General features: G+C 67.0%; 22 protein-coding genes and 2 tRNA genes. 11 read left to right on the forward strand and 13 right to left on the reverse strand.

The annotated features are described in order from the left end of the window. Nucleotides 1–44: 44 nt before the first annotated feature. From OCH239_RS10190 to OCH239_RS22630, 4 genes are all read right to left on the reverse strand, one after another. Nucleotides 45–926, reverse strand: coding sequence for a transglutaminase family protein (locus OCH239_RS10190; RefSeq protein WP_037261970.1), 882 nt, complete (start codon nucleotides 924–926; stop codon nucleotides 45–47). 4 nt (nucleotides 927–930) lie between these two features. Continuing rightward, the gene (locus tag OCH239_RS10195; protein ID WP_037261972.1) at nucleotides 931–3,327 is read right to left on the reverse strand and encodes a circularly permuted type 2 ATP-grasp protein; all 2,397 of its coding nucleotides are present in this window, start codon (nucleotides 3,325–3,327) and stop codon (nucleotides 931–933) included. A gap of 58 nt (nucleotides 3,328–3,385) precedes the next feature. Beyond that, nucleotides 3,386–6,721, reverse strand: a complete 3,336-nt coding sequence (locus tag OCH239_RS10200; protein WP_037261973.1) for a transglutaminase family protein — start codon at nucleotides 6,719–6,721, stop codon at nucleotides 3,386–3,388. 135 nt (nucleotides 6,722–6,856) lie between these two features. Continuing rightward, nucleotides 6,857–7,018 (reverse strand): hypothetical protein, encoded by a 162-nt coding sequence (locus OCH239_RS22630; protein WP_157577846.1) that lies wholly within the window; start codon nucleotides 7,016–7,018, stop codon nucleotides 6,857–6,859. 163 nt (nucleotides 7,019–7,181) lie between these two features. Between OCH239_RS22630 and OCH239_RS10205 the strand changes: the two genes are divergently transcribed. Continuing rightward, nucleotides 7,182–7,255: transfer RNA gene (locus OCH239_RS10205), tRNA-Gly, on the forward strand. A gap of 153 nt (nucleotides 7,256–7,408) precedes the next feature. Here the strand turns inward: OCH239_RS10205 and OCH239_RS10210 are convergent. Beyond that, nucleotides 7,409–8,512, reverse strand: a complete 1,104-nt coding sequence (locus tag OCH239_RS10210; protein ID WP_037261975.1) for an arginase family protein — start codon at nucleotides 8,510–8,512, stop codon at nucleotides 7,409–7,411. Between the two features lie 85 nt (nucleotides 8,513–8,597). On the opposite strand from OCH239_RS10210, the gene OCH239_RS10215 reads away from it, so the two are divergent. Continuing rightward, entirely contained in the window at nucleotides 8,598–9,680 is a 1,083-nt protein-coding gene (locus OCH239_RS10215) for an AbrB family transcriptional regulator (RefSeq protein ID WP_037261978.1), read from the forward strand. Between the two features lie 78 nt (nucleotides 9,681–9,758). Here the strand turns inward: OCH239_RS10215 and OCH239_RS10220 are convergent, their stop codons facing one another. The 3 genes from OCH239_RS10220 to OCH239_RS10230 all read right to left on the reverse strand — a co-directional run bounded on the left by OCH239_RS10220 (nucleotide 9,759) and on the right by OCH239_RS10230 (nucleotide 12,963). Next, nucleotides 9,759–11,585 (reverse strand): ABC-F family ATP-binding cassette domain-containing protein, encoded by a 1,827-nt coding sequence (locus OCH239_RS10220; RefSeq protein WP_037261981.1) that lies wholly within the window; start codon nucleotides 11,583–11,585, stop codon nucleotides 9,759–9,761. Nucleotides 11,586–11,703: 118 nt separating this feature from the next. Then, nucleotides 11,704–12,483, reverse strand: coding sequence for a GNAT family N-acetyltransferase (locus OCH239_RS10225; RefSeq protein ID WP_051489411.1), 780 nt, complete (start codon nucleotides 12,481–12,483; stop codon nucleotides 11,704–11,706). A 12-nt stretch (nucleotides 12,484–12,495) separates the two neighbouring features. Then, nucleotides 12,496–12,963, reverse strand: coding sequence for an outer membrane protein assembly factor BamE (locus OCH239_RS10230; RefSeq protein WP_244430337.1), 468 nt, complete (start codon nucleotides 12,961–12,963; stop codon nucleotides 12,496–12,498). An 89-nt stretch (nucleotides 12,964–13,052) separates the two neighbouring features. Between OCH239_RS10230 and OCH239_RS10235 the strand changes: the two genes are divergently transcribed. The 9 genes from OCH239_RS10235 to OCH239_RS10275 all read left to right on the forward strand — a co-directional run bounded on the left by OCH239_RS10235 (nucleotide 13,053) and on the right by OCH239_RS10275 (nucleotide 19,978). Then, entirely contained in the window at nucleotides 13,053–13,616 is a 564-nt protein-coding gene (locus tag OCH239_RS10235; protein WP_037261984.1) for a YceD family protein, read from the forward strand. 198 nt (nucleotides 13,617–13,814) lie between these two features. After that, nucleotides 13,815–14,021: a 50S ribosomal protein L32 gene (gene rpmF / locus OCH239_RS10240; protein ID WP_037261986.1), complete on the forward strand. Its 207-nt coding sequence runs from the start codon at nucleotides 13,815–13,817 to the stop codon at nucleotides 14,019–14,021. A 24-nt stretch (nucleotides 14,022–14,045) separates the two neighbouring features. Beyond that, nucleotides 14,046–15,176, forward strand: a complete 1,131-nt coding sequence (gene plsX / locus OCH239_RS10245; protein WP_037261988.1) for a phosphate acyltransferase PlsX — start codon at nucleotides 14,046–14,048, stop codon at nucleotides 15,174–15,176. Then, nucleotides 15,173–16,144 (forward strand): beta-ketoacyl-ACP synthase III, encoded by a 972-nt coding sequence (locus OCH239_RS10250; protein ID WP_037261990.1) that lies wholly within the window; start codon nucleotides 15,173–15,175, stop codon nucleotides 16,142–16,144. The genes plsX and OCH239_RS10250 overlap by 4 nt, the downstream gene beginning before the upstream one ends. 112 nt (nucleotides 16,145–16,256) lie before the next feature. Further along, entirely contained in the window at nucleotides 16,257–16,559 is a 303-nt protein-coding gene (gene ihfA / locus OCH239_RS10255; protein WP_037261991.1) for an integration host factor subunit alpha, read from the forward strand. A gap of 7 nt (nucleotides 16,560–16,566) precedes the next feature. Then, the gene (locus OCH239_RS23520; RefSeq protein ID WP_244430338.1) at nucleotides 16,567–17,781 is read left to right on the forward strand and encodes a MerR family transcriptional regulator; all 1,215 of its coding nucleotides are present in this window, start codon (nucleotides 16,567–16,569) and stop codon (nucleotides 17,779–17,781) included. Between the two features lie 82 nt (nucleotides 17,782–17,863). After that, nucleotides 17,864–17,940: transfer RNA gene (locus tag OCH239_RS10265), tRNA-Pro, on the forward strand. Nucleotides 17,941–18,010: 70 nt separating this feature from the next. Continuing rightward, nucleotides 18,011–19,087 carry a 2'-deoxycytidine 5'-triphosphate deaminase gene (locus OCH239_RS10270; RefSeq protein ID WP_037261994.1) on the forward strand — a complete coding sequence of 359 codons (1,077 nt, stop codon included), beginning with the start codon at nucleotides 18,011–18,013 and terminating at the stop codon, nucleotides 19,085–19,087. A 219-nt stretch (nucleotides 19,088–19,306) separates the two neighbouring features. After that, entirely contained in the window at nucleotides 19,307–19,978 is a 672-nt protein-coding gene (locus OCH239_RS10275; RefSeq protein WP_037261996.1) for a DUF1236 domain-containing protein, read from the forward strand. Nucleotides 19,979–20,048: 70 nt separating this feature from the next. Here OCH239_RS10275 and scpB read toward each other — a convergent pair whose 3' ends face one another. From scpB to argS, 5 genes are all read right to left on the reverse strand, one after another. Beyond that, nucleotides 20,049–20,723, reverse strand: a complete 675-nt coding sequence (gene scpB, locus OCH239_RS10280) for an SMC-Scp complex subunit ScpB (RefSeq protein ID WP_037261999.1) — start codon at nucleotides 20,721–20,723, stop codon at nucleotides 20,049–20,051. Beyond that, nucleotides 20,720–21,514 carry a segregation and condensation protein A gene (locus OCH239_RS10285; protein ID WP_037262002.1) on the reverse strand — a complete coding sequence of 265 codons (795 nt, stop codon included), beginning with the start codon at nucleotides 21,512–21,514 and terminating at the stop codon, nucleotides 20,720–20,722. Before OCH239_RS10285 ends, scpB begins: the two co-directional genes overlap by 4 nt. 4 nt (nucleotides 21,515–21,518) lie before the next feature. Continuing rightward, nucleotides 21,519–22,520 carry a beta-N-acetylhexosaminidase gene (gene nagZ / locus OCH239_RS10290; RefSeq protein ID WP_037262005.1) on the reverse strand — a complete coding sequence of 334 codons (1,002 nt, stop codon included), beginning with the start codon at nucleotides 22,518–22,520 and terminating at the stop codon, nucleotides 21,519–21,521. Then, nucleotides 22,517–23,476, reverse strand: coding sequence for an SPOR domain-containing protein (locus tag OCH239_RS23525; protein ID WP_037262008.1), 960 nt, complete (start codon nucleotides 23,474–23,476; stop codon nucleotides 22,517–22,519). Before OCH239_RS23525 ends, nagZ begins: the two co-directional genes overlap by 4 nt. An 84-nt stretch (nucleotides 23,477–23,560) precedes the next feature. Next, complete coding sequence (argS, locus tag OCH239_RS10300; protein ID WP_037262011.1) at nucleotides 23,561–25,306, reverse strand: arginine--tRNA ligase; 1,746 nt, start codon at nucleotides 25,304–25,306, stop codon at nucleotides 23,561–23,563. Between the last annotated feature and the right edge of the window lie 3 nt (nucleotides 25,307–25,309).

Below are 25,309 nucleotides of genomic sequence, written 5' to 3' on the forward strand. Positions count from 1 at the left end.
CCCAAAGTGAAGAAGGGCGCGCAAGCATCTGGTTTCATATGACATCAGCTGTCGAGCGGAACGAGGTCGACGCTGTGTTTCGACATCTGGCGACCCGAGGTCCGGAGACTGCCCTTCACCGGGGCTACATCCGAGTAGTCGCGCCCGACCGCCACAACGATGTGATCGACGCCGACCAGTAGATCGTTCGTCGGATCGTACTCGACCCAACCGGCCTCGGTCCCGCACCAGGCGCGTACCCAGGCATGCATCGCATCCGCCCCCTGGAGACGCGGCCGTCCCTTGGGCGGCGTGGTGCGCAGGTATCCCGACACGTAGCCTGCGGGAATGCCGAGCGACCGGAGGCCCGCGATCATGACGTGGGTGAAATCCTGGCAGACCCCGTGGCGCGCGGCAAAGGCCTCGGATGGCGCGGTGTCAACGGTCGTCGCTGCCGCATCGAAGCGCATGTGCCCGTGGATCGCCCGTCCGAGGGCGAGGACGCTGCCGAGCACGGTCATGTCGGGCGCCACGCTCGTCTCGGCGAAATCCGCGATGCCGGGGTCGGGCCCGACGCGCGGAGACGGGGCCCGGAAATGATGCGGCTCGTCCGGGCCGAGACCGCGCCGCGCGGCGATCTCCGAAGCGAGCCCCGCCCGGCGTGGGGTGAGGTCGAGCGTCGGCGGCCGCGCGAGACGCTCCACCCGCGCGGACAGGCGGGCGGTCAGCTTGCGAAGCGGTTCGTGGAAGGACATGCCTGCGACGGAATTGCCCCAGAAGTCGACGCGGTGCCGGATCTCGGCGGGATCCGGCGAGATCTCGAGACGCACGTTCTCGACGCTCTGCACGCCGTCGATCCGGCGCGGCGCGACGCGCAGGACGTTCCGGGCGCTTGGCGCCGCGGCGCCGTAATCGTATTCGATCCGGAGGGTCAGATCGTAACGCATGGGCTCATACCAGATAAGCGGCGGTGATCTTCTCGCCGAGGTCCTGAAGCGATCTCCCCAGCGCCGCCAGCGCGGTGCCGTCGAGCTCGTGCGGTTCGGCGGTGGCAAGCTGCGTGTCGATGCGCAGGGCGATCCGCATCGCCTCGGACAGCGTTCCGTTGACTTCGGCCCCCGGCAGCTCGCGCGCGAGAGACTGGATCAGACAGGTCTGGAACCGCACGGAGCGAGGGTTGCGGTGGTCGAGCGCGAGCAGGTCGATCACGGTCGAGCGGTTGGTCTCGATCTGGTAGCGTCGACGGTGAGTCATCACGCTGTCGCCGACCTCGATCGCGATGTCGAAACAGCCCTCAGGAGCCTCCGGCGCGGCGAAATCGGCAAGCGTCGCCACCATGTTCTGCGCGCGTTCGAGCGCGCGCCCGATCGACAGGAAGCGCCAGCCCTGGAAGCGGTACATGTTGTCGTGGACGAGGCCCGAAAAACCGGCCGAGCCGCGCAGGAACTGCCCCAGCGCCCGGGCCGCCTCATCGCCCGGCTGCAGGTGACGGGTCTGGTCCACGATCTCTTCCCGGAGCGCGCGGAGCGCCATCCAGCCGTCGATCGAGAACCGGTCGCGAACCTTCGACGCCGACCGGATCGCCCGGTCCATCGTCGCCGTCACGGCCCCCGGGGCTGCGATGTTGCGCGGCACCCCGAGGCTGCGCAGATGCAGGTCGAGCCGCGCAACGCGCGGATCATCGAGCCGCCCCGTTTCGGCGAGACGCAGGTGATAGGCGCGCAGGAGCCGCACCATCGTTTCGGCGCGCTCCACGTATCGCCCGAGCCAGAGAAGGTTGTCCGCCGCCCGTGAGGGAAGCAGGCTGTCGGCGGCGCGCTGAAACGTGGTGCCCGTCTCGTCGAGCGTTTCGTCCTCGACCCGCGCGCCCGACACGATCCAGACATCCGCCACCCGGCCGCCGCGGCGCAGCGCCAGGGCGGTCGCGTCCTCCGAGCGGCCGATGCGGGCGTAGCCGCCGGGCATCACCGTCCATCCCCGCGCCGTCCGCGCGGCGAAGACCCGCAGCATCACCGGCCGTGCCTTGAACGTGCCGTCTTCGTAGACCGGTGTCGTCGAGAGCGAGACCGCCTCCTGCCCGACGAGCCCGCCCGCGCCGGCCTGGATCCATTCGGCCGGATCGAGGCTTCGCCCGTCCTGGAACCGCCCACCGATCAGAGTCGCATCGTCCGTCTCGAACGGCAATTCCTGGCTCAGGGCGTCGCCAACCATCATGCGGTTGAGGTTCTGCGTGACGTAGGTGCGCTCCCGCGCCTGCCCGCACCACCAGGTCGCGATATTGGGCAGCTTGAGCCGCTGTCCGGTCAGGTACTCAGCAATTCGCGGCATGAAGGCGAGGAAGGCCCTTGTCTGCACGAGGCCGGCACCGATCGCGTTCGCCATGCAGACATTGCCCTCCCGCAGCGCCGAAACGAGACCGGGCGTGCCGAGCTGGGAGCGGTCGTCGAGTTCGAGCGGATCGGCAAAGGCGGAGTCGAGGCGGCGCCAGAGCACGGAGATCGGTTTCAGCCCCGCCACCGTCCTGACCATGACCCGCCCGCCAACGACGGTCAGGTCCTCGCCCTCGAGCAGCATCAATCCGAGATAGCGGGCGATATAGGCGTGTTCGAAATAGGTCTCGGTCCCGAGGCCCGGCGTCAGGATCGCCATGCGTCCGTCGAGCGATTGCGCCGAGCGTTTCAGCGCGCCGCGGAACGCCCGGAAGAACCCTGCGAGCCGGTGAATGTTGTCGTGGTCGAACGGGTCCGAGAAGGTCCGCTTGGTCGCGACACGGTTCTCGAGAGCGAACCCCGCGCCCGAAGGCGCCTCCGTCCGGTCACCGAGGACAAACCACGATCCGTCGGGGGCACGCCCAAGCTCGAAGGCCACGAAATGCAGGTAGCGCCCCGATGGCGGACGCTGACCCACCATCGGACGCAGGAAGCCCGGGTTGCCGGCGACGAGTTCGGGCGGCAGCAGCCCCTCGCGCACCAGCCAGCCCGGCCCGTAGAGATCGGCGAGCACCTGTTCGAGCACCTCGGCGCGCTGCTTGACTCCCTCGGCAATGCCCTGCCATTCGTCCTCCCCGAGGATCACGGGCACGTGGGAGAGCGGCCAGTCGCGCTCGGCGGGGCCGTCATCGGCATGCTGGCGGAAGAACACCCCCGCATCGCGGAGGTAGCGGTCGCCGCGGGCAAAGCGCCGGGCGATGTCCTCGGCGGAGAGATGCGCGAACCGTTCGAGGAACGGGCGCCAGACCGCGCGTACAGTACCGTCCGGGCCGAGCATCTCGTCGGCCACGCCGTCCGGCACCCTGTACCCTTCGATCAGGGCGGCGATGGCGTCCTGCGCCTCGGCTCTCTGCCCCATGCCTGCTTGCGGTCCTTTCACCGGGGCACGAGGTCCGCGCCGCTACCGGACGTCTCTATCACATCCCGGGCGGCCGGCGCAGGTCCAGCGTGAAGGGAAATTCGGGGTGCGGCAGGTCGGTCGCGGGAACGTAGGCTCCGGGCGTGTGCCCCATGGGCTCGAAGCGGGCGAGGCGCCGCGCCTCGGCCTCGTTGCCGTTCACCGGGAAAGTGTCGTAGTTCCGCCCGCCCGGATGCGCGACGTGGTAGGTGCAGCCGCCGAGCGCCCTGCCTGTCCAGGTGTCGTAGACGTCGAAGGTCAGAGGCGCGTGGACGGGAAGCGTCGGATGCAGCGCCTCGGCCGGCTGCCACGCCTTGAAGCGCACGCCGGCGACCGAGACGCCGCTTTCCTGCGTCTTTGTCATCGGCATCCGGCGGCCGTTACAGTGGATCTCGTAGCGGGCGGCGTTGGCGGTCGTCATCATCACCTGCAACCGCTCGACCGAACTGTCGGTGTAGCGCACCGTGCCCCCGATCGCGCCGCGCTCCCCGAGCACGTGCCAGGGCTCCAGCGCCTGCCGCAACTCGAGATGCACGCCCTCGTACTCGACCTGCCCGCAGAACGGGAAGCGGAACTCGGCCTGCGCCTCGAACCAGACCGGATCGAGCGCGAAGCCGTGCTCGCCAAGGTCCCGCAACACGTCGAGGAAGTCGGCCCAAAGGAAATGCGGCAGCATGAACCTGTCGTGGAGTTCGGTGCCCCACCGCACCGGGCGCCCCGAGATGGGGGTCTGCCAGCAACGCGCGATGATCGCCCGGAGGAGAACCTGCTGCGCGAGGCTCATCTTGGGGTCCGGAGGCATCTCGAAGCCGCGGAACTCCACGAGGCCGAGGCGTCCCGTCGGACCGTCCGGCGAGAAGAGCTTGTCGATGCAGATCTCGGCGCGGTGGGTGTTGCCGGTCACATCGATCAGGATGTTGCGCAGGAGCCGGTCCACGAGCCACGGCGGCGGCGCGCCCTCGCCCGGATCGGGGATGTTCGCGAGGGCGATCTCGAGCTCGTAGAGCGTGTCGTGCCGCGCCTCGTCGATCCGCGGCGCCTGGGAGGTCGGGCCGATGAAGAGGCCCGAGAAGAGGTAGCTGAGCGAGGGATGCCGCTGCCAGAGCAGGATGAGCGACTTCAGAAGATCGGGGCGCCGCAGGAAGGGCGAGTCGTTCGGCGTCGCGCCGCCGACGACGACGTGGTTCCCGCCCCCGGTGCCGGTGTGCCGCCCGTCGATCATGAACTTGTCGGCGCCGAGCCGGCATTGCCGCGCCTCCTCGTAGACCGCCTCGGTCGTCGCGACGCATTCCTCCCAGGAGGAGGCGGGGTGGATGTTCACCTCGATCACGCCCGGGTCGGGCGCGACGCGGATGACATTCATGCGCGGATCATGCGGCGGGGCGTAGCCCTCGATATGCACGGGCATGCCCATCCGTTTCGCCGTGCGCTCGGCCGCCGCAACGAGATCGAGGTAATCCTCGATCGTCTCCACCGGGGGCATGAAGACGCAGAGCTTGCCCGCCCGCGGCTCGACCGAAAGCGCGGTCCGCACGTGCCCCTGGACCGGCGACAGCGATTGCTGGCGGACGTCCTGCACCGGCGGCAGCGGCACCGGGGCCGAGACCGGCTGCGCGCGGTCGCCCCGGCTTTCGGGACCGTGATCGAAGGCGGGCAGCTCGCCCCGCGGCTCCGTCGGATCGGCCGGATAGGTGTAGGGATATTGCGAGGGCGGCACGTAGGGGAGGCTGCCGAGAGGGATGCGGTAGCCGACGGGCGAGTCGCCTGGCACGAGGAATACCTTCCCGCGCCGGAGCCGCCAGCGCTCGGACACCCATTTTCGTCCGGCGGCCTTCGACTGCCACGCCTGGATCGGCAGCACGTAGCCCGTGGGCTGCGTGAGCCCGCGCTCGAAGACGCTCGCCATGCGATGGCGCTCCTCGGCATCCTCAAGCTTGTTGTTCGAGGGATCCACGTTCTCGGGAAGCATCGCCTCCTTCAGCAGCCACTCCCCAGGGTCCTCGTAGGCCGGGAGCACGTGATCGCCCTCGACGCCAAGCTCACTCGCCAAGGTCTGAAGGAAACTGCCAGCGACATCGGCATTCGCGCCCATCTGGGCGCCTTCCTGCGCGACGAGGTCCGGATCGGTCCAGATCGGCCGGCCGTCCTTTCGCCAGTAGAGCGAGAAGGTCCAGCGCGGCAGCGTCTCGCCCGGATACCACTTGCCCTGCCCGTAATGCAGAAAGCCCCCGGGCGCGAAACGGGTCCGGAGCCGGCGGATCAGCGAGTCGGCGAGAGAGCGCTTCATCGGCCCGACCGCGGCGGTGTTCCATTCGTCGCTTTCGTAATCGTCGATCGACACGAAGGTGGGCTCGCCGCCCATGGTGAGGCGCACATCACCCGCGTTCAGGGTTGCGTCCACCTTCCGGCCGAGGGCGTTCAGATCGGCCCAAGCGTCGTCCGAGAAGGGCTTTGTGATGCGCGGATGCTCCGCGACCCGTTTCACCGTCATGTCGAAGTGGAAATCGGTCTTCACGGCGCCGGCGGCCGTGAAACCGCCCGCGATCGGCGCGGCATTGCGATAATGCGGCGTCGCGGCAAGCGGGATGTGGCTTTCTCCGGCGAGCAGGCCGGAGGTCGGATCGAGCCCGATCCATCCCGCGCCGGGGAGATAGATCTCAACCCAGGCATGCAGGTCGGTGAAGTCTACGTCCGTCCCCGAGGGGCCGTCGAGCGCCTCGAGGTCGGGTTTGAGCTGGATGAGATAGCCCGAGACGAAACGCGCGGCGAAACCCAGGTGCCGCGCCAGGTTTACCAGCAGCCACGCGGAATCCCGGCACGAGCCCGATCCCTTGACCAGCGTCTCCTCGGGCGACTGCACCCCCGGCTCCATCCGGATGAGGTAGGTCACGTCCGACGCCACCCGCGCGTTGAGCCCGACGAGCATATCCACCGTCCGCTGCTCCTCCCGCGGGATCGCCGCGAGATACTCCGCGAAACGCGGCCCGGTCTCGACCGGCTTGCGGTAGATGGTCAGGTCGTCGCCCAGGTCTTGCGGATACTCGAACGGCCAGGTCTCTGCCGCCTCCTCGACGAAGAAGTCGAACGGGTTGTAGACCGACATGTCCGCAACGAGATCGACCTCGATCCGGAACTCGCGCACAGGTTCAGGAAAGACGAACCGGGCCAGCCAGTTGCCGTAGGGATCCTGCTGGTGGTTCACGAAATGCGGGACCGGTCCGACCTTCAGCGAATGCGAGATCACCCGGGTGCGCGAATGCGGCGCGGGCCGAAGGCGCACGATCTGGGGGCCGAGGTTCACGGTCCTGTCGTAGGTGTAATGGGTGAGATGGTGGATCGCGGCGTGAATGGCCATCAGTGTGCAGGCTCCCGGGAGGACGTCCCGGGCACCAAAGCAGGCCGCGGCGCGCTTTGCATCCCCCTATCTCGGCAAGCGCCGCGCAGCAGTCGGGGTCTGCGCCGACCTGCCCGCGCGCTGAGCATGCCGCGGTCAGACCTCGTGCAACGGCTTCTCGCAGACCGGCATCGCGACGCAGGCCGAGGCGATCTCTTCGGCTTCTCCTTTGTGGGCGAGGAAATGCCCGAGCCCGATCAACGCGGCAAGCAATGCCGCCTTGGCCAGCGTGAAGTTTCGCGGAGCGTGTGCGCGCATGATGGCCCTCCCTCGGGCAAGTGAACCGATACGTTCAGAGGATGCCGCAGGGGCAGGTGTCCGTCCATACACATCGCTGCAATGTTCACGCGCAGGCTCGCACAGGACATGCGCTTTCGTCTTGCGGGCGGCCTGCGGGCGGTGCTAGATCGCGGGAAGCGCCGCGGGTGTAGCTCAATGGTAGAGCAGCAGCTTCCCAAGCTGACGACGAGGGTTCGATTCCCTTCACCCGCTCCAGCGTTTCGGCATGCAGTCGCGCCGAAACCCGCGCTGACAATCGAGTTTGTTGAAGCACACCCATGGTGAGCGGCCGTTCCATACCGCCTTGATCTCCGCGCGCGGAGGTTCAAGTTCCACGCGTCGCCCGTGCTCGATGACCCGCACGGCCCGTCATGCCACGAACCTGCCGACCGTCCTCGCGAGCTCGCGAATTTCCGACCGCACGGGGCCCGGACGTGGCGCGTCGGCGAGCGTCGTCAGCAGCGCCTCCGACGGCCGACCCCGCCGCGACCAGTCCAGGCCGCGGAGAATGTCGCTTACCTCCGCGGGCAACCGCTCGGGGATCTCCGCTCCCGACAATGTCGCCCAGACCCCGGACCAGAGCCGTGCGGTCGTCCATGGGTTGTAGCCGCCGCCGCCCGACACGATCATCCGGGGACTGAGCGGCCGCAGCGCCGCCACCGTCCGCCAGTGGCAGAGATTCGACAGCGCGAGCCGCGAGAGCGGATCCTCGGTTACCGCATCGGCCCCGCATTGCAGGAAGATCGCATCTGGCCGGAAGGCTTCGACCGCCGGAAGGATGACCTCGTTCAGAAGGAGGGCGAATTCGCTGTCGTTGAACCCTTTCGGCACAGGCAGGTTGATTGCTGCGCCACCGGCGTCGTCCTCGGCCGCGCCCGTGAACGGCCAGCGCCCCGCCTCGTGAACCGAGATCATCCGCACCTGCCGCGATCCCTCGAAGGCGATGGCCACGCCGTCGCAATGATGCGCGTCGATGTCGACATAGGCGATGCGCTCGAGGCCAATGGCGAGCAGCCGCTGCATCGTCAGGACCGGCTCGTTGAGATAGCAGAATCCCGATGCGCGATCCGGCAGTCCGTGATGTGTCCCGCCGCCCGGATTGTGCACGACGCCCCCGCGCGCCACGAGATCCGCCGCCAGCAGACCGCCGCCGGCCGCGGTCGCGGGGCGGCGGTACATCTCTGGGAAAACCGGGTTCGACAGCGTGCCCAGACCGTGCCGCTCGCGCACTTCCGAACTCACCGACTGTGCCGCCTCGGCCTCCTGCAGCGCGGCAACGTAGCGAACGGAGTGAAAACCGGTCAGCGCCGCGGGCTTGGCCATCGGGCTCGTGCGGTAGACCTCGGGCGGCAGCCAGCCCAGGGCGCGGCAGATGTCGATGACCGCCGGCACGCGCTCGATGGAGAGCGGGTGCAGCTTGCCGTAGCGCGAGCCGCGATAGACGTTCGATCCGATGAAGCGCGCGCCGGTCATGGCTTCCGAGCTAAGCGCCGAGTCCGTGCCTGCAAGCCCGCCCGCGCATTGCCAAGCCGGCCGCCCCCGCGTAAGCCACTGGCGAATGACGACCCGAGACCTTCCCCGACAGATCGCGCTCACCTGTCTCGTCCTTGCCATCGGCGCCGGCGGAGGCGTGCTCGCCGCATTCCTCGGCCTGCCGATGCCATGGCTGCTCGGCAGCCTCGCCGGAACGGCGCTGAGCGTCGCGGCCCTCCAGGAGAGCGTGCTCGATGGCTACGGATTCCCCAACGATCTGCGCGCGGGATGCGTCGCGCTCATCGGGGTGATGATCGGCACGCAGGTCTCGCCCGATCTCTTTCGAGAACTCTCGGCGCTTCCGCTGACGCTTTGCGCGCTGGTGATCTTCGTCGTACTCGCCCATGCGGGAAACACGGCCATCTTCCGCCGCATCGGGGGCATGGACCGCGCCACCGCCTTCTATTCGGGCACGCCGGGAGGGCTGATGGAGAGCATCGCGCTCGGCGAGGGTGCGGGCGCCGACATCCGAATCCTCACCATGCAGCAGTTCCTCCGCATCATCCTCGTCGTCACGGCAATCCCGACGGCGCTTTCCGTTTGGACGGGAGAGACGGTCGGCAGCGCCGCGGGCGTCGCCCCGGGCGGCTCGAGCCCCGTCGGCCCCCTCGATCTCGTTTTCATCATCCTTGCCGCCCTCGCGGGATTGCAGATCGCCCAGAGGATCCGGCTGCCCGCTGCGCAGATCGTGGGACCGTTGCTGCTCTCCGCCGCCCTGACGCTCACCGGCCGGGTCGATCTGCACCTGCCCTTCTGGCTGATCGCGACGGCGCAGGTGGTGGTCGGAGTCGGCCTCGGTATGAGGTTCCGCGGCGTGACCGGAAGGCTGATCACGCGCTCGATAGGCCTCTCGGTCCTGTCGGTGACCTACATGCTGGCGCTCGGCGCAATCCTGTCCGCGATCCTTTGGAAAGTGACGGGAATGGAAATCCTGCAGCTTCTCCTGAGCTTCGCGCCGGGCGGCGTGACCGAGATGTCGCTGATCGCGCTCAGCCTTTCGGTGAATCCCGCGCTCGTGAGCCTCCACCACGTGCTGCGGATCCTGCTCACGGTGGGTGAGCTTATCGTCGCCTCGAAACTGATGAACCTCCGCCACCCGGCGGAGTGACGGGGCCATTCTACTCGGCGGAAATTCCGCGAACTGAAGCAACCCCAGGCCGAAAGAGGCAGCCCCCTGCTGCCCCGCTCAGCCGGCCTCGCGCTTTTCCTCGAGCGTGAGCCATTCCTCCTCGGCAGCCGAGAGCTTCGTCTCGCGCTCGGCGAGCGCCTCGGTCGCCTTGCGGAACTTGACCGGCTCGCGGTCGAAGAGCGTTGGATCGGTCAGGAGCTCGTTGAGCTTGGCGATCTCGGCTTCGAGGCGTTCGATCACCTTCGGCAATTCCTCGAGCCTGTGCTTCTCGGTAAAGCTCAGGCCGGTCTGATTACCGGACGTCTTTCCCGTCGGCGCGCCGCCCGTCTTCTTCGTGGCGGGCTTTGCAGGTTTCGGCGCGGCGGGCTCCATCGCCTCCCGCCGCTGCGAGCGGTAATCGGACCAGCCGCCGGCATAGACGGTGGCTTCGCCGTCGCCCTCCATCGCCACGGTCGTCGTCGCGACGCGGTCGAGGAAATCCCGATCGTGGCTGATCAGCAGCACCGTCCCGTCATATTCGCCGATAAGATCCTGCAGGAGATCGAGCGTCTCGACGTCGAGATCGTTGGTCGGCTCGTCGAGCACCAGCAGGTTCGATTCCCGCGCCATGATCTTGGCGAGCAACAGCCGCGCCTTCTCTCCTCCCGACAGCGAGGAGACCGGCGCACGCGCGCGGCGCTCGTCGAAGAGGAAATCCTTGAGATAGGCGACGACGTGCTTGGGCTGACCCCGCACGAGCACCTGATCCGCCTGTCCCGACACACGCATGTCGGGATCGCCGACGAGGTTCTCCCAGAGCGACATGGTTTCGTCGAGCCGCTGGCGGGACTGATCGAAGATGGCGGGCACGAGGTTCGTGCCGAGTTTCACCGTGCCGCTGTCGGGCTCCAGCTCGCCGGTCAGCATCTTGATCAGTGTCGTCTTGCCGACGCCGTTCGGGCCGACGAAGGCCACGCGGTCGCCGCGCAGCACCCGCAGCGAGAAATCGCGCACGATGTCCTTGTCGCCGTAGCGTTTCGCAAGGCTCTCGGCCTCGATCACCCGCTTGCCCGAGCTGGGCCCCGAGGCGAGGTCCATCGCCGCCGTGCCCTGCCGCCGGATCATGCCCGCGCGCTCGGCACGCAGGTCCTGCAGCGCGCGGACCCTGCCCTGGTTACGCTTCCGGCGGGCCGAGATGCCCTCGACCGCCCATTTCGCCTCGGCCTTGATCTTGCGGTCCATCTTGTGGCGCTGCTGGTCTTCCTCGTCCCAGACCTTGTCACGCCAGGCCTCGAAATGCTCGAAGCCCTGCTCCTGCCTGCGGACCGCGCCACGGTCGATCCAGAGCGTCGCGCGCGTGAGTTCGGAGAGGAACCGGCGGTCGTGCGAGATGAGGACAAAGGCCTTGCGGGTCGATTTGAGCTCGGCCTCAAGCCAGCCGATCGCCTCGATGTCGAGATGGTTGGTCGGCTCGTCGAGCAGCAGAAGGTCCGGATCCTCGGCCATCAGCTTGGCGAGCGCCGCGCGCCTCTTCTCGCCGCCCGAGGCGGTGTCGACGCGCTTCGCGGGATCGAACTTCAGACCTTCGGAGGCCGCCTCGACTCGGTAGAGCTCGCCGGGATCGAGCGCCGAACTCGCGAAATCCCCCAGCGTCTCGAAGCCGGAGAGGTCGGGATCCTGCTCCATGTAGCCCACCGTCGCGCCCGGCGGCACCACCCGGTCGCCGGTGTCGGACTCGACCAGGCCGGCCATCACCTTCATCAGGGTCGACTTGCCGGACCCGTTCCGCCCGACTAGCGCGACCCGGTCGCCCGGCTGCACCACGAGGCTCAGCCCGTCGAAGACCGGTGCTCCGCCGAAGGTGAGGGAAATGTCCGAAAGCTGGAGAAGAGGAGGTTGCGCCATGCCCGTCGCGCTATCCCGGTCCCGCCTCTTCGTCAACGGCGAGCGTTGCGGGCGTCTTCTTGGAATGAATATCCCGAGAGTGAGTTGGTCGCGAGGCCAAGCGAGGGCAGCGCCCTCTCTACCCCGACACCGCCCTCAGAAGCCGTTTGCGGGCGGGCGGAATCCGGTCGATTTCGACCGCCGTGAAGACGTGGAGAGTGTTCAGGTGGCGATCCACCACCGCGTGATCGCCGACCCAGCCCCCCATCGTCAGGTAGCTGCGCAAAAGCGGCGGCATGCCACGATGCGCCATCTTCGCGTCGGGTGCGCCCTGCGATCCTTCGGGAAAATGAACGACCTCGCGCGCCTTGACCCCCGGCCGCCAGCGCTCCGGGCCAAGATGACGGGCCTTCAAGGCGGCGAAGGTCTCCCCATGCTCCTGCCCGTCCGTCCCGGGGAACGACGCACAGCCGAACAACATACCCATGCCGTTTCGATCCACGAACACGGTCAGCGCCCCCCAGGCGAGGCGAAGGACATCGGCGTCGTACATGTCTGGATGAATGCAGAACCGGCCCATCTCGACCATCGGCTGCCGGTACTGCGCCAGCCCCGACAGGTCGTAGGACCGCGCTGCATAGGATTGGCCCGCCTCGGACCCGTCGCGGAAAGCACGGAGCCGGAAACACCCGACGAGGCGTCCCCCTGCCCGCTCTTCGATCAGAACGTGCAGGCAAGAGGGGTCGAATTCGTCGCGGTCGAGGCCTTCCCGAGCGTGAAAGCAGAGATGCCGGAGGGCCTGGGCACGGGCGATGTCGTCGGCTCCGGAGGCGAGACGGACAGCATATCGTCCCCGCGCAAAGCCGAGCGCGGCTGCGTACAGATCCTCGCCGGTATTGCGGTTCGAGGGACGGCCCATGACGGGACCGCGTCAGGACCCGAAATTGTCGAGCGTCAGACCGCCGATATTGCCGAAGAGCCGCCGGATGAAGCCGATATCGCCGCCGGAATTCTCCGTCACGCGGCGGCTGAGCGGAACGACGCGCCCATCCTCGAGCCCGTAGCGCTCTATTCCGCGCACGATCCCGCCCTCGTCGAACGAGATCGCCACGATCTCGCGATCGACGACCTCGGGCTCCCGCCAGGCAAAGCTGCGCATGCGGCTCGATACGTAGTAATAGCCGCCGTCGGTGCGCACGCTCGAGGTCGACGGAACGCCGACGACGTCCTCGACGGTGGCTCGTGTGTCGATGCCCGGAACGATCTGGGAAAGTTGATCCTCTCGCGGCACGTAGCCGTGATCGCGATATTGTGCCACGCAACCCGACAGGACCAATCCCGCAAGCCCTACAATCGCGACACCGCGCGTCGTGCTGCCCCGCATGTCACTGCCCTTCATGCCGTGCCCCTTGTCATCGGCTGTTTCCGACTTTTATTGCCGATAGACTAGCTGGCAAGCTCAATCAAGTAAGGGAGCCTTCAGGACAGATGGCAGAATCCGCAGGACAATCCGGCCCGTTCCGCACCTCGGAGCTTTCTCAGAGCCGCCCGACGCGGTTTTCCGTGGAGCCCGGAGAGGCTGCTCGTGCGGCGATTGCGGAGGAACTCGGACTTTCCGCATTGCGCAAGCTGGCCTTCTCGGGCGAGATACGTCCCGAAGGAAAGCGCGGCTTCCAGCTGACCGGAAAGCTCGGCGCCACGGTCGTGCAGCCCTGTGTGGTGACGCTCGCGCCCGTGACCACGCGGATCGAGACGCAGGTGACGCGGACCTATCTGCCCGAGGCGCAGATCGAGATGCCCGAGGCGGGAGCTGAGGTCGAGATGCCCGAGGACGAGACCGTCGAAGCCATCGGCGAGGAGATCGCTCCCGAAGCGGTGATGTTTGAGGCCCTGTCGCTGTCCGTGCCCGAATATCCCCGCGCCGCCGAAGCAGAGCTCGTGCAGACGACCGCCGAGCCCGAGGGCGCCGCCCCGATCACCGACGAGGACCTCAAGCCGTTTGCCGGACTTGCGGGCCTTCGCGACAAGATGAGCGGCGGCTCGAACGAATGACCACACCGCACGTGGACCACGGTGCGAAAACCTGCTTGCTATCCGCAGCTTCATGCGTATGTTCGCGGCCTCATGAGAGATTCAGGGTTGTCACCACCCCTCTTGAAGCACTATGTGCGCGGTGATTTCCGACATTCACGGGACGACGACGGCATCAGCCGCATCGCGCCCTCCAGCAAGCTAGACCGAGGTTGAGACATGGCCGTCCAACAGAACAAAGTATCGAAGTCGCGCCGGAACAAGCGCCGGGCCCATGACGGCCTTGAGGGTGCGAATCCGAACGAGTGCTCCAATTGTGGCGAGCTCAAGCGTCCGCACCACGTCTGCCCTTCCTGCGGGCACTACGCCGAGCGTGAGGTCGTGGCGACGGCCGACGAGGTCGACCTGGACGACGACGCCGCATAAAACTACCCCGGTGGGGCCGCTTCCATGAGTTCTCAACCCGAGACCACCGAGGCAAGCGGCCCGGTCGTCATATCCATCGACGCCATGGGCGGCGACCGCGGTCCGGCGGCGGTGATCGCCGGGATTGCACAGTCGGCGAAGAAGAATTCCGAGATCCGGTTCATCCTGCATGGGGACGCCGCGGAGCTGAAACGGCTTGCGGCCAAGCGTCTTTATGCGCGGCATCTCGACGGGCGCTGCGAATATCGCGACGCCGCCGAGGTCGTCTCCATGGACGACAAGCCCAGCCAGGTCATGCGGCGAGGGCAGAACACGTCGATGTGGTCTGCCCTCGAATCGGTTCGCAATCGCGAGGCGACGGTCGCGGTGAGCTGCGGTAACACCGGCGCGCTCATGGCGCTGTCGATGGTACGCCTGCGCAAGATCCCGGGAGTGAACCGCCCGGCCATCGCTGTCCTCTGGCCCTCTAGGAACACGCAGGGCTTCAACATCATGCTCGATGTCGGTGCCGATGTGCGCGCCGATGCCGAGGACCTTCTGCAATATGCGATGATGGGTGTCTCCTACGCCCGCAACGGCCTTGCGCTGTCCCGTCCGCGTGTCGGCCTGCTGAACGTCGGCACCGAGGAGCACAAGGGCCGGGCGGAATTGCGCTCTGCCCACGAGCTGATCGAGGGCGCTGCGGAGAGCGCCCATTACGAATTCGTCGGTTTCGTCGAAGGGGGCGACATCCCGGGCGATCGCTGCGACGTGATCGTGACCGACGGCTTCACCGGCAACGTCGCGCTCAAGACGGGCGAAGGCACCGCGAGCCTCATCGGCCAGCGGCTCAAAGAAGCCTTCGCCTACTCGCCCCTGTCGCGGTTCGCCTCGCTTCTCGCCTTCACGTCGCTGCGCCGCCTGCAGAAGCGGATCGATCCGCGCCGGGTGAACGGCGGCGTCTTCCTCGGTCTGAACGGCACGGTCGTGAAGTCTCATGGCTCGGCCGATGCGACGGGTGTATCGGCCGCGGTCAAGCTGGCCTTCCACCTCGCTCAGCAGGGCTTTTCCGATAAGCTCGCCGCACGGGTTGCATCCGCCGCGGAGCAGGCACAGGATGCGATCGGGGCGCAAGATCAAGAAGAAGATGCGCCCAAGGAAGGCACCCACTCATGACCACGCGCGCCGTTGTTGTCGGTTGCGGCCACTACCTGCCAGAACGCATCGTCGAAAACTCGGAATTCGAAGACTCGCTCGATACGACAGATGAATGGATCCGCTCACGATCGGGAATCGAGCGGAGGCATTTCGCCGCCGAGGGCCAGACCACGTCCGACATGGCGGCCCGCGCCGCGCGCAACGCGTTGACGCAGGCCGGGCTGGAGCCCGGCGAGATCGACGCGATCATCGTCGCGACCTCGACGCCCGACCTCACCTTCCCCTCCGCCGCGACCATGGTGCAGGCCGATCTCGGCATGACGTCGGGCTTTGCCTTCGACGTGCAGGCGGTCTGCGCGGGCTTCGTCTATGCCCTCTCCACCGCGAATGCGCTGGTGCTGTCCGGACAGGCGCGCCGCGTGCTTGTCATCGGAGCCGAGACCTTCAGCCGGATCATGGACTGGGATGACCGGTCTACCTGCGTGCTCTTCGGCGATGGTGCCGGCGCGGTCATCCTCGAAGCGCAGGAGGACGCGGGAACGCCGCAGGATCGCGGCATTCTTGCCAGCGACCTCAACTCGGACGGCCGCCATCGCGACATCCTCTATGTCGACGGAGGCGTCTCGACCCAGAGCACGGGCCATCTTCGGATGCAGGGGCGCGAGGTGTTCCGCCACGCGGTCGAGAAGCTGGCCGCCACCGCGGAAGCTGCGCTCGCGAAGGCCGGAGCGACGGCGGACGAGATCGACTGGGTCGTCCCGCATCAGGCCAACATCAGGATCATCCAGGGCACCGCCAAAAAGCTCGGGCTCGGCATGGACCGCGTCGTGGTCACCGTTCAGGATCATGGCAACACCTCGGCGGCCTCGATCCCGCTCGCGCTCTCCGTTGGAGAGGCCCGCGGTCAGATCAAGCGGGGCGATCTTCTGGTAACCGAGGCGATCGGCGGCGGTCTGGCCTGGGGCGCGGTCGTCCTGCGCTGGTAACACCCTCCCCCCGAACACACTTCGGGCGACACGGCAAACGTGTTTCCCAAGCTATTGATATTGACTTTGAAAAGCCCTGACTTCAGTCTCACGCAAGCAGTGGAGGGACCGGATGGGCGAGAAAACCTTAACCCGCATGGATTTGAGCGAGGCCGTCTTTCGCGAGGTCGGCCTGTCGCGCAACGAAAGCGCCGAACTGGTCGAGGCCGTGCTGACGCACATGTCCGACGCGCTCGCGGAGGGTGAGCAGGTCAAGATCTCATCCTTCGGCACGTTTTCGGTTCGTGACAAGGCCGCGCGCGTCGGCCGCAATCCCAAGACCGGCGAAGAGGTTCCGATCCAGCCGCGCCGGGTCCTCACCTTCCGCCCCTCGCACCTGATGAAGGAGCGTGTGGCGGCGGGCAACAAGGCCTGAGGCCGGCATGGCAAAGTCCCCCGACGCGTTCCGCACGATCAGCGAAGTCGCGGAATGGCTCGACACTCCCGCGCATGTCTTGCGTTTCTGGGAGAGCAAGTTCTCGCAGGTCAAACCGGTGAAGCGTGCCGGGGGGCGGCGCTACTATCGGCCCTCGGACATGGAGCTTCTCGGGGGAATCAAGAAGCTGCTCCATGACGACGGCATGACCATCAAGGGCGTGCAGAAGATGCTCTCGGAGCGCGGCATCAAGGCGGTTGCCGCCTATTCCGCGCCCGTGGAGACCGCGACGCAGCCATCCTATTCGGATGAAGAGCCGCAGCCCCAGTATGACGTCACCGCACAGGGCGACGCGAGCCACTTCGAAGACGCGCCGCTGCACGAGGATGTCGAACCTGAGACGCCGGAGCCCCCTCGTGTCGTTCCCTTCGCCCCGGTCGCACGCGACGCGCCGACAGACGACGTCGTCGATCGCACGGAGCAAGGGGCTGCAGAGGCCCCCGGCGAGCAGGTCGAGCCCGCCTTAGCGCAAAGCACGGCCGAGCCCGAGACACCGCTTACCGAAGAGCAAACCCTCTCCGACGCGGATGCCTCCGCTAGCCCGGACGCCATCGACGACATTCCGGATGTGCCCCTGGGCGACCCGGATGATCGGCATCCGCCCGAGGCGGACGAAGCGTCGATGGCGGAAAACGTCCGTCAGGACGACGAATTGGCTCCGGCGAACCAGGGTGAGCTGTTCCCCAGAGCCGCCGGACCTGTACCCGATTTCCTGTCGACTCCGCTCGAAGTTCGCCTGAGACGCTCGGCACCCGAGGAGACCGAGCGCGAAGAACATCGCGCTGCCTCAACTCCCGCAGCTGATGCCGAATGGGACAACGCCGAAGAGGCCGCGAGCGTGCCCTCATTCCATGTGCCTGATACAGACCCCGCCGGGTTTCCGGACGCGCCGGCGCCGGACGTTCCACATGGAAGTCGAGACCTCGCCCACGCGCCCGCCGAGCATCATGAGGCTGGAGACCTGAATGAACCGGTCGAGACCGACGCAGTCTGGGCGGTAGACTCTCCGCCCGCCGAAGCACCGGTTCCGGCAAACACGGCCGATCTCGACCTGCCCGAAAGCACCCTCACCCATGTCTCCCGCCTCTCGCGGCTGACGCCGGCCCAGGCAGCCCGGATCGCCCCGCTCGCGGCAAAGCTGCGCGCCTTTGCCGACCGGTGAGCATGCCGCCCGGGAAAGCCAATTTTCCTCCACCAAGGGGTTGTGCGCGGGGCCAGACCTTGTATGACACGCGACACCAAGTCGGGCTATGGCGCAGCCTGGTAGCGCGTCCGTCTGGGGGACGGAAGGTCGCAGGTTCGAGTCCTGCTAGCCCGACCAAATATCTCCCAACACGATCGGCCTCGGCCCGTCACCCGGCACCTTATGCCCTGACGTCGAAAGGCATGTGATGACCGGAGTCCTGCCCTCTCAGGCGATCCTCGATCTGTTCCGCACCGGAGGGCTATCCGCCGAGGCGGATCTCGTCGACGGGCAGATCCAGCCTGCGAGCCTTGATCTGCGGCTCGGGCGTGTGGCGCACCGGGTGCGCGCCTCCTTTCTCGCCGGCGAGGGACGCAGTGTCGCCGACCGCCTCTCCGAATTCGAGATGCACCGGATCGACCTCACGGCGGGCGCGGTGCTCGAGAAGGGCTGCGTCTATGTCGTTCCGCTGATGGAACGCGTGTCCCTGCCCCGCGACGTGCAGGCGGTGGCGAACGCCAAGTCCTCGACCGGTCGGCTCGATCTGCTGACCCGCACGATCACCGACGGCGGGACGGAGTTCGACCGCATCGCCATGGGCTATGACGGGCCGCTCTACGCGGAGATCTGCCCGCGCTCCTTCTCTGTCCTGGTGCGGCCGGGAATGCGTCTCAACCAGATCCGCTTCCGCCGCGGCCGTTCGGTTCTGTCCGATGCCGAGCTGACCGACCTTCACGAGGCCGAGACGCTGGTGAGCGGCGGACCCGCGGTCATCGGCGATGGGCTCGGCTTCTCCGTCGATCTCGGTCCGGGGCCGGACAATCTCGTCGGCTACAGGGCGAAGCCGCATACCGGCGTCATCGACCTCGACCGGATCGGCCATTACGATCCGGCCGAGTTCTGGGAAGAGATCCGCACCGACCGCCGACAGATCATTCTCGATCCGGACGCGTTCTATATCCTGGTCAGCCGCGAGGCGGTGCACATTCCTCCCAGATATGCCGCCGAGATGGCGCCGTATCTCGCGATGGTGGGCGAGTTTCGGGTTCATTACGCTGGCTTCTTCGATCCCGGCTTCGGTCATGCCGGTGCCGGAGGCAATGGCTCGCGCGGAGTTCTTGAAGTGCGCTGCCACGAGGCGCCCTTCGTGCTGGAGCATGGCCAGGTCGTGGGCAGGCTCGTCTACGAGCGCATGGAGGAAGCCCCGGACACGCTCTACGGCGCAGGCCTCGCTTCCAACTACCAAGGTCAGGGCCTGAAGCTCTCCAAGCATTTCAGATCCTGAGCCGAGCCGCCGGATCCCGAGAACCTACAAGCCAAATCAATCTCGAGACTGGAGCTGAACAGGAACCGGCGCCGATTCGCCGGTTGCGTCAGATCGATGGCAGCGGATCGCTCGAAATCTGAAATGTCGCCCCCGAGGCTGGGAACGGATCCTGGTTCTCGACGCTTAGACAGTCGCTTGGCCCGCATAGACGGGTCGTTGAAATTCAGGAGTTACGATATGACCCGTTTGCGCACCCTCGCCTTGTCGACCGCCATTGCGACCGTGGCCGCGACGCCGCTTCTGGCACAGATGTCGGCAAGCACGACCACCGATCTCAATTTCCGCGCTGGTCCCGGCCCGCAATACGCGACGCAAGGCGTGATCCCTTCCGACACGACCGTCGACGTCACCGGCTGCCTCGAAGGGGGCGAGTGGTGTGAGGTCACGTATGACGGGCAGACGGGATACGCCTATTCGGCCTATCTGACGACCGTGGTCGAAGAGCAGCCGGTTGCTCTCTACGAGGCCCCCTCTAGCGTCGAGATCAATACGGTCACCTACGAGGATGACGACAGCGCCGAGACAGTGGGCGGAACCGCCGGCGCCGCTTGGGGCGCGGCCGCAGGCTCGCTGCTCGTCGGTGGTCCGGCAGCCGTCGCGGCAGGCGCAATCGTCGGCGCGGCGACGGGCGCAGCTGGTGCGGATGTCGAAGAGAACACCGTGACCTACGTTCAGCAGAACCCGGTCGAGCCGGTCTACCTCAATGGCGAAGTGGCTGTGGGCGCGGGCGTGCCTCAGGACGTCGAGGTCTATTCCGTGCCCGAGGCGGATTACCAGTATCTCAACGTCAATCAGCAGACCGTGATCGTGGATCCGGAAACCCGTCGCATCGTGCAGGTCATCCGCTGATCCAGACAAGATCTACACAAAGCCCCGGTTCTCCGGGGCTTTTTTCTTTCCCGGATGCCTGGGGCGCAGGCTAGTCCTCGAAGAGTTCGCTCTGCCCCGCATCCGGCGCTTCCTCGGCGTCGACGTCGCCTTCGCCAGAGGTCGGCGCACCACCGGGAGGCGGGCGGCTTTCTAGAAGTCCGGCGGCGCGCAGTTCTTTCAGGCCGGGCAGATCGCGCGCGCTTTCGAGGCCGAAATGGTCGAGGAACGTCTCGGTCACCACGAAGGTCACGGGCCGCCCCGGCGTCATGCGGCGGCGCCCGAAGCGGATCCATTCCATCTCGAGCAACTGGTCCACCGTTCCGCGAGACACCGAGACGCCGCGGATCTCCTCGACCTCGGCCCGCGTGACCGGCTGGTGATAGGCGATGATCGCCAGCGTCTCGATCGCGGCCCGGCTGAGCTTGCGGGCCTCGACCGTCTCCTTTTGCATGAGAAAGCCGAGATCGGCCGCGGTGCGGATCGCCCAGCTGTCTCCGACCCGCACGATGTTGACGCCGCGCCCCTCGTAACGTTTCCGAAGCAGAGCGAGCGCCTCTGCAGCGTCGCATCCGTGGGGCATCCGGGCGTTGAGTTCCCTGACCGTCACCGGCTCCGAGGAGGCGAAGAGGATGGCCTCCACCATGCGCTCCTGCTCGGCCAGGATCGGCGCGTCGAAGAGCGGCTCCTGCGGCGCTTCGCCGGGATCGCCTTGGTCCGCACTCATCGCGTATTTTCCGCCCGGCGGATTTCGATCGGCATGAAGGTGTCCTCCTGCCGGATGTGGACGCGACCTTCCTTCACGAGTTCGAGCGACGCAGCGAAGGTTGCAGCGGTGGCCGACCGCCGCATCTGCGGATCGTCGGACCAGCCGTCGGGAAGGTAGGATGCGATGTCGGTCCACGTGCCGGCAAACCCGATCATCCCGCGCATCCGGTCGAGAGCCTGTTCCATCGTCCAGACCTTGTCGCGATCCATCACGAAGGGGCGGAACTCGTCCCGCGTGCGGATCCGGGCATAGGCCTGCATCAGATCGAGGAGCGTGGCCGAGTAGCTCACGCGCTTCACATGCTCGACACGCTCCGGGATCCCGCGGGCAAAGATGTCGCGGCCGAGCCGGTCCCGCCCCATCAGGCGCGCCGCCATCTCGCGCATCGCCTGCAGGCGCTCGAGCTGGAAGGCGAGATGGGCTGCCATCTCCTCGCCCGACGGTCCCTCTTCCTCGGGGTCCGGCGGCAAGAGCAGGCGCGACTTGAGGAACGCGAGCCAGGCGGCCATGACGAGGTAATCGGCGGCGAGCTCGATCCGAAGCTCCTTGGCCTTGTCGACGAAGGAGAGGTACTGCCGCGCGAGCTGGAGGACGGACACCTTTCGCAGGTCGACCTTCTGCGTGCGCGACAGCGTGAGGAGGAGGTCCAGCGGTCCCTCGAACCCGTCGACATCGACGATGAGCGCCTCGGCTTCGAGGCGCTCGGCGACGCTCAGGGCTTCGACATTGTCGGTGGGATCGTCATTCATGCGATCAGGCCGGGCGTTCCACGGGCAGCGCCTCAAGCTGGTCGGCGAGGTCCGCGATGTCAACCTCACCCGACTCCCCGCGGGACGCGAGCGCGGCTTCCGCACGGCTCTGAGCGGTATCGGTCAGGGTCCCGGCCGCGTCCACGAGCGCCCGCATCTCGTCCATGTCGCCGTTGCAATGGAGAACCACGTCGCATCCCGCGTCGAGCGACGCACGCCCCCGATCGGCCACGCTGCCCGACAGAGCCTCCATCGAGATGTCGTCGGTCATCAGGAGGCCGCCGAAACCGAGCCTGTCCCGGATCAACGAGATCATGGTGGGCGACACCGTAGCCGGTTGAGGGTCGATCTCCTCGTAGACGAGATGCGCCGTCATCCCGAGAGCGATGTCCGAGAACGGGCGGAAGGCGGCAAAGTCGGTTGCGTCGAGCTCATCCTCGGAGGCGGCGATCCGGGGAAGGTCGAGATGGCTGTCGAGCCTTGCGAGGCCGTGACCGGGCATGTGCTTGATCACCGGCAGAACGCCGCCCTCGGAGAGCCCCTGCGCCACGGCCCGGCCGATCTCGATGACGAGATCCAGCGTCTCGCCATAGCATCTGTCACGCAGGAAGCGATGCGTCTCCGGCCGCGCCACGTCGAGCATGGGCGCGCAGTTTCCGTCGATGCCGAGCGCACGGAGTTCCGCCGCGATGATGCGATACCGCAGATACATCGCGCGTCCGGCGTGGTCGCGGTACTGGCGGACATGGTCGAGCGGCGCGGGCCAGTCGCGGGCCAGCGGCGGGCGCAGGCGCTGAACCCGTCCGCCCTCCTGATCGATGAAGATCGGTGCGTCACGCCCCACCGTCTCTCGAAGGTCGGAGGTGAGGTTCCGGATCTGGTCCGCGTCGTCGATATTCCGGCCGAACAGGATAAAGCCCACCGGATCCGCATCGCGGAAAAATGCCTTTTCCTCAGCGGAGAGCCGCAGCCCTGCGCATCCGAGGATCGCCGCGCCGAAGCTCACCTTACGACCACCGGAATGCAATCGGCATTCTCCGCCACGAAGGTGGCACAGAACCGCCGCGCGTCGGAGAGCGTCTCGAACCCGTGCGCGCGAAGTCGGTAGAAGGTGCTGCCGCCCGATTCCGCCTTTTCGATCACGCGGGCATGGCCTTCCATGTAGTCGCGGAACCTGCCCTCGAGCCGGGTCCATTCGCTGCGCGCGGTGTCAGCGCTGTCGAATGCACCGAGCTGCACGAGGCGCGTGCCCTTCGCAAGATCGCCGGCCGAGATCTCGCGGGTCCCGGTTTCCTTGGGACGCGACTGCGCGGCCACGGCACGGAGCACGGCGAGGTCGACCGGCCGCGTTGCCGGCCGGCGCGAGACGGCAACGCCGGGAATGTCCGGCGAGATCGTGGCGATTTCGATGCCCTCGTCACCTGCCTCTTCCGGTCCGGGCTCGATGCCGGTCTCCAGCAGCGGCTCGGTCCCCGCGACCAGCTGGTCCGCAAGCGCCTGGATGGCGTCCTCGGGACTTGCGGCATCGTCGGTCAGCTCCGAAAGGGACGGAAGCGGCTCCGTCGTGGCGGGCATCGCTGCGCTAGCCTGAACAGGTTTCATCTCGGAGAGGGTCACATCCTCGTCCGAAAGATCGGTCTCGCCCGGCGCGAGATGCAATGTGTCGGCAGGTTTCTCGGCCACGCCGAGCCCTGCCACCGCGTTCACCGCAAGCCCTTGGTGATCGGCCAGCTCCCCGCCCGGGCGCTCCGGGGCGACGCGCATCGGTCCTTCGGCGGCCATGACCACGGGGATGCCGCTCACGTCTCGCAGGATGATCTTGGTCCCCCAGACGCCCACTCCGACGAGAAGCGCCAGCGAGGCTGCCGCGCCTGCGAAATTGGCGAGCCGGGAGAGCCTGCGGCCCTTGCCACCGGGCTCGTCTGAAAGGGGCGCGGGCCCCGCTGCATAGAAGTCCGCCATCACTGCCTCTTGTTCCGGCATCGGGCGGCATTGCGCCACCGCCGGTCACCTGCTCTGCCAAGTCACCGGCGGCGCGTTGTTTTCTCAGCGCATTTCTTCTGCCGGTGTCACGCCCAAGATACCCAAACCGGCCGAAATGACAACCGAAGCGGCACGGGCGAGGGCGATTTTCGACCGGCTCGTGTCGGGATCGTCCTCCTGCAGGAATCGCAGCGACGGCTCGTCGTTGCCGCGATTCCAGAGCGCGTGAAGTTCCGACGCCAGATCATAGAGATAGAAAGCGATGCGGTGCGGCTCGGAGGTCTTGGCGGCGATCTCAACCTGCCGCGGCCATTCGGCAATCTTCCGGGCGAGCGCGAGCTCGGCCTCGTGGGTCAGGCTCGAGAGATCCGCGCCGGAGAGCGCGGCGTCCGAGACGTCGATGCCCGCGGCCTCGGCCTTTCTTTGTACAGAACGTACGCGGGCATGCGCGTATTGTACGTAAAAGACCGGGTTTTCCTTGGACTGCTCGAGCACCTTGTCGAAATCGAAATCGAGCGGCGCGTCGTTCTTGCGGGTGAGCATCACGAAGCGGGTGACGTCCGGGCCGACCTGCTCGACCACGTCGCGCAGCGTGATGAAGGTGCCGGCGCGTTTCGACATCTTGAACGGCTCGCCGTTCTTGTAGAGTTTGACGAGCTGGCAGAGCTTGACCTCGAGCGGCACATTGCCGTCCGAGAGCGCCGAGACCGCAGCCTTCATGCGCTTGACGTAGCCGCCGTGGTCGGCTCCGAAGACATCGACCAGAAGATCGTAACCGCGGCTCACCTTGTCCCAGTGATAGGCGATGTCGGGGGCGAAATAGGTCCAGGCGCCGTCCGACTTCATGATCGGGCGGTCGACGTCGTCACCATGGGCGGTTGAACGGAAGAGCGTCTGCTCGCGCGGCTCCCAATCCTCGGGCGTCTTGCCCTTGGGGGGCTCGAGCGTGCCGCGGTAGATGAGATCCTTGCCGCGCAGCGCCTCGATGGCCTGCTCTATGAGGCCGGTGCCGTAGAGCGACTTTTCCGAAAAGAAGCGGTCCATCTCGACGCCGAGGAGCTTCAGGTCGCCGCGGATGAGATCGAGCATCGCGTCGGTGGCGAACTCGCGCACCTCCGCCAGCCACTCCTCCTCGGGGGCGTCCACGTACGCATCGCCGACCTTGGCCTTCAGCGCCTCGCCGGTCGCGATGAGGTATTCGCCGGGATAGGTCCCGTCCGCGAACTCGACGTCGCGGCCATGCGCTTCAATGTAGCGCAGGTAGACGGACCGCGCGAGCGTGTCGACCTGCGCGCCGCCGTCGTTGATGTAGTATTCGCGGGTCACGTCGTAGCCCGCGTAATCGTAGAGCGAGGCCAGCGCGTCCCCGAAGACCGCGCCGCGGGTGTGACCCACATGGAGCGGCCCGGTGGGGTTGGCCGAGACGTATTCGACGTTCACCGACTGGCCCTGCCCCATGGCAGACCGCCCGTAGCGCTCACCGTCCGCCAGAACCGCCTTCGTCACCTCCTGCCAGACGCCGTCCGAGAGGCGCAGGTTGATGAAGCCCGGACCGGCGACCTCGGCGGAGGCGACGCGCGGATCGGCGGCGAGCTTCGGCACAAGCGCCTCGGCGATGTCGCGCGGCTTCTTGCCCGCGGGCTTCGCCAGCACCATGGCGACGTTGGTGGCCATGTCGCCATGGGCCGGATCGCGCGGCGGCTCGACCGTCACGGGGCCGAGGTTCAGGCCCTCGGGCAGGGTTCCGTCCGCCTGGAGCGCGCCGATCGCATCCGTGACGAGCCCACCGATATCGGTGAAGAGGTTCATCGA

The organism is Roseivivax halodurans JCM 10272, from assembly GCF_000521785.1.
GTDB lineage: Bacteria > Pseudomonadota > Alphaproteobacteria > Rhodobacterales > Rhodobacteraceae > Roseivivax > Roseivivax halodurans.

Excerpts from the sequence above, each read along its gene's own strand:
- OCH239_RS10210 (WP_037261975.1), bottom strand. The coding sequence starts at position 8,512 with ATGACCGGCGCGCGCTTCATCGGATCGAACGTCTATCGCGGCTCGCGC.
- OCH239_RS10285 (WP_037262002.1), bottom strand. The coding sequence starts at position 21,514 with ATGAATGACGATCCCACCGACAATGTCGAAGCCCTGAGCGTCGCCGAG.
- plsX (WP_037261988.1), top strand. The coding sequence starts at position 14,046 with ATGAGTTCTCAACCCGAGACCACCGAGGCAAGCGGCCCGGTCGTCATA.
- scpB (WP_037261999.1), bottom strand. The coding sequence starts at position 20,723 with ATGAGTGCGGACCAAGGCGATCCCGGCGAAGCGCCGCAGGAGCCGCTC.
- rpmF (WP_037261986.1), top strand. The coding sequence starts at position 13,815 with ATGGCCGTCCAACAGAACAAAGTATCGAAGTCGCGCCGGAACAAGCGC.
- OCH239_RS10250 (WP_037261990.1), top strand. The coding sequence starts at position 15,173 with ATGACCACGCGCGCCGTTGTTGTCGGTTGCGGCCACTACCTGCCAGAA.
- OCH239_RS10215 (WP_037261978.1), top strand. The coding sequence starts at position 8,598 with ATGACGACCCGAGACCTTCCCCGACAGATCGCGCTCACCTGTCTCGTC.
- OCH239_RS10235 (WP_037261984.1), top strand. The coding sequence starts at position 13,053 with ATGGCAGAATCCGCAGGACAATCCGGCCCGTTCCGCACCTCGGAGCTT.
- OCH239_RS10190 (WP_037261970.1), bottom strand. The coding sequence starts at position 926 with ATGCGTTACGATCTGACCCTCCGGATCGAATACGATTACGGCGCCGCG.
- OCH239_RS10195 (WP_037261972.1), bottom strand. The coding sequence starts at position 3,327 with ATGGGGCAGAGAGCCGAGGCGCAGGACGCCATCGCCGCCCTGATCGAA.
- OCH239_RS23525 (WP_037262008.1), bottom strand. The coding sequence starts at position 23,476 with ATGGCGGACTTCTATGCAGCGGGGCCCGCGCCCCTTTCAGACGAGCCC.
- OCH239_RS10230 (WP_244430337.1), bottom strand. The coding sequence starts at position 12,963 with ATGAAGGGCAGTGACATGCGGGGCAGCACGACGCGCGGTGTCGCGATT.
- ihfA (WP_037261991.1), top strand. The coding sequence starts at position 16,257 with ATGGGCGAGAAAACCTTAACCCGCATGGATTTGAGCGAGGCCGTCTTT.
- OCH239_RS10220 (WP_037261981.1), bottom strand. The coding sequence starts at position 11,585 with ATGGCGCAACCTCCTCTTCTCCAGCTTTCGGACATTTCCCTCACCTTC.
- OCH239_RS10225 (WP_051489411.1), bottom strand. The coding sequence starts at position 12,483 with ATGGGCCGTCCCTCGAACCGCAATACCGGCGAGGATCTGTACGCAGCC.
- argS (WP_037262011.1), bottom strand. The coding sequence starts at position 25,306 with ATGAACCTCTTCACCGATATCGGTGGGCTCGTCACGGATGCGATCGGC.
- OCH239_RS10270 (WP_037261994.1), top strand. The coding sequence starts at position 18,011 with ATGACCGGAGTCCTGCCCTCTCAGGCGATCCTCGATCTGTTCCGCACC.
- OCH239_RS10200 (WP_037261973.1), bottom strand. The coding sequence starts at position 6,721 with ATGGCCATTCACGCCGCGATCCACCATCTCACCCATTACACCTACGAC.
- OCH239_RS23520 (WP_244430338.1), top strand. The coding sequence starts at position 16,567 with ATGGCAAAGTCCCCCGACGCGTTCCGCACGATCAGCGAAGTCGCGGAA.
- OCH239_RS22630 (WP_157577846.1), bottom strand. The coding sequence starts at position 7,018 with ATGCGCGCACACGCTCCGCGAAACTTCACGCTGGCCAAGGCGGCATTG.
- OCH239_RS10275 (WP_037261996.1), top strand. The coding sequence starts at position 19,307 with ATGACCCGTTTGCGCACCCTCGCCTTGTCGACCGCCATTGCGACCGTG.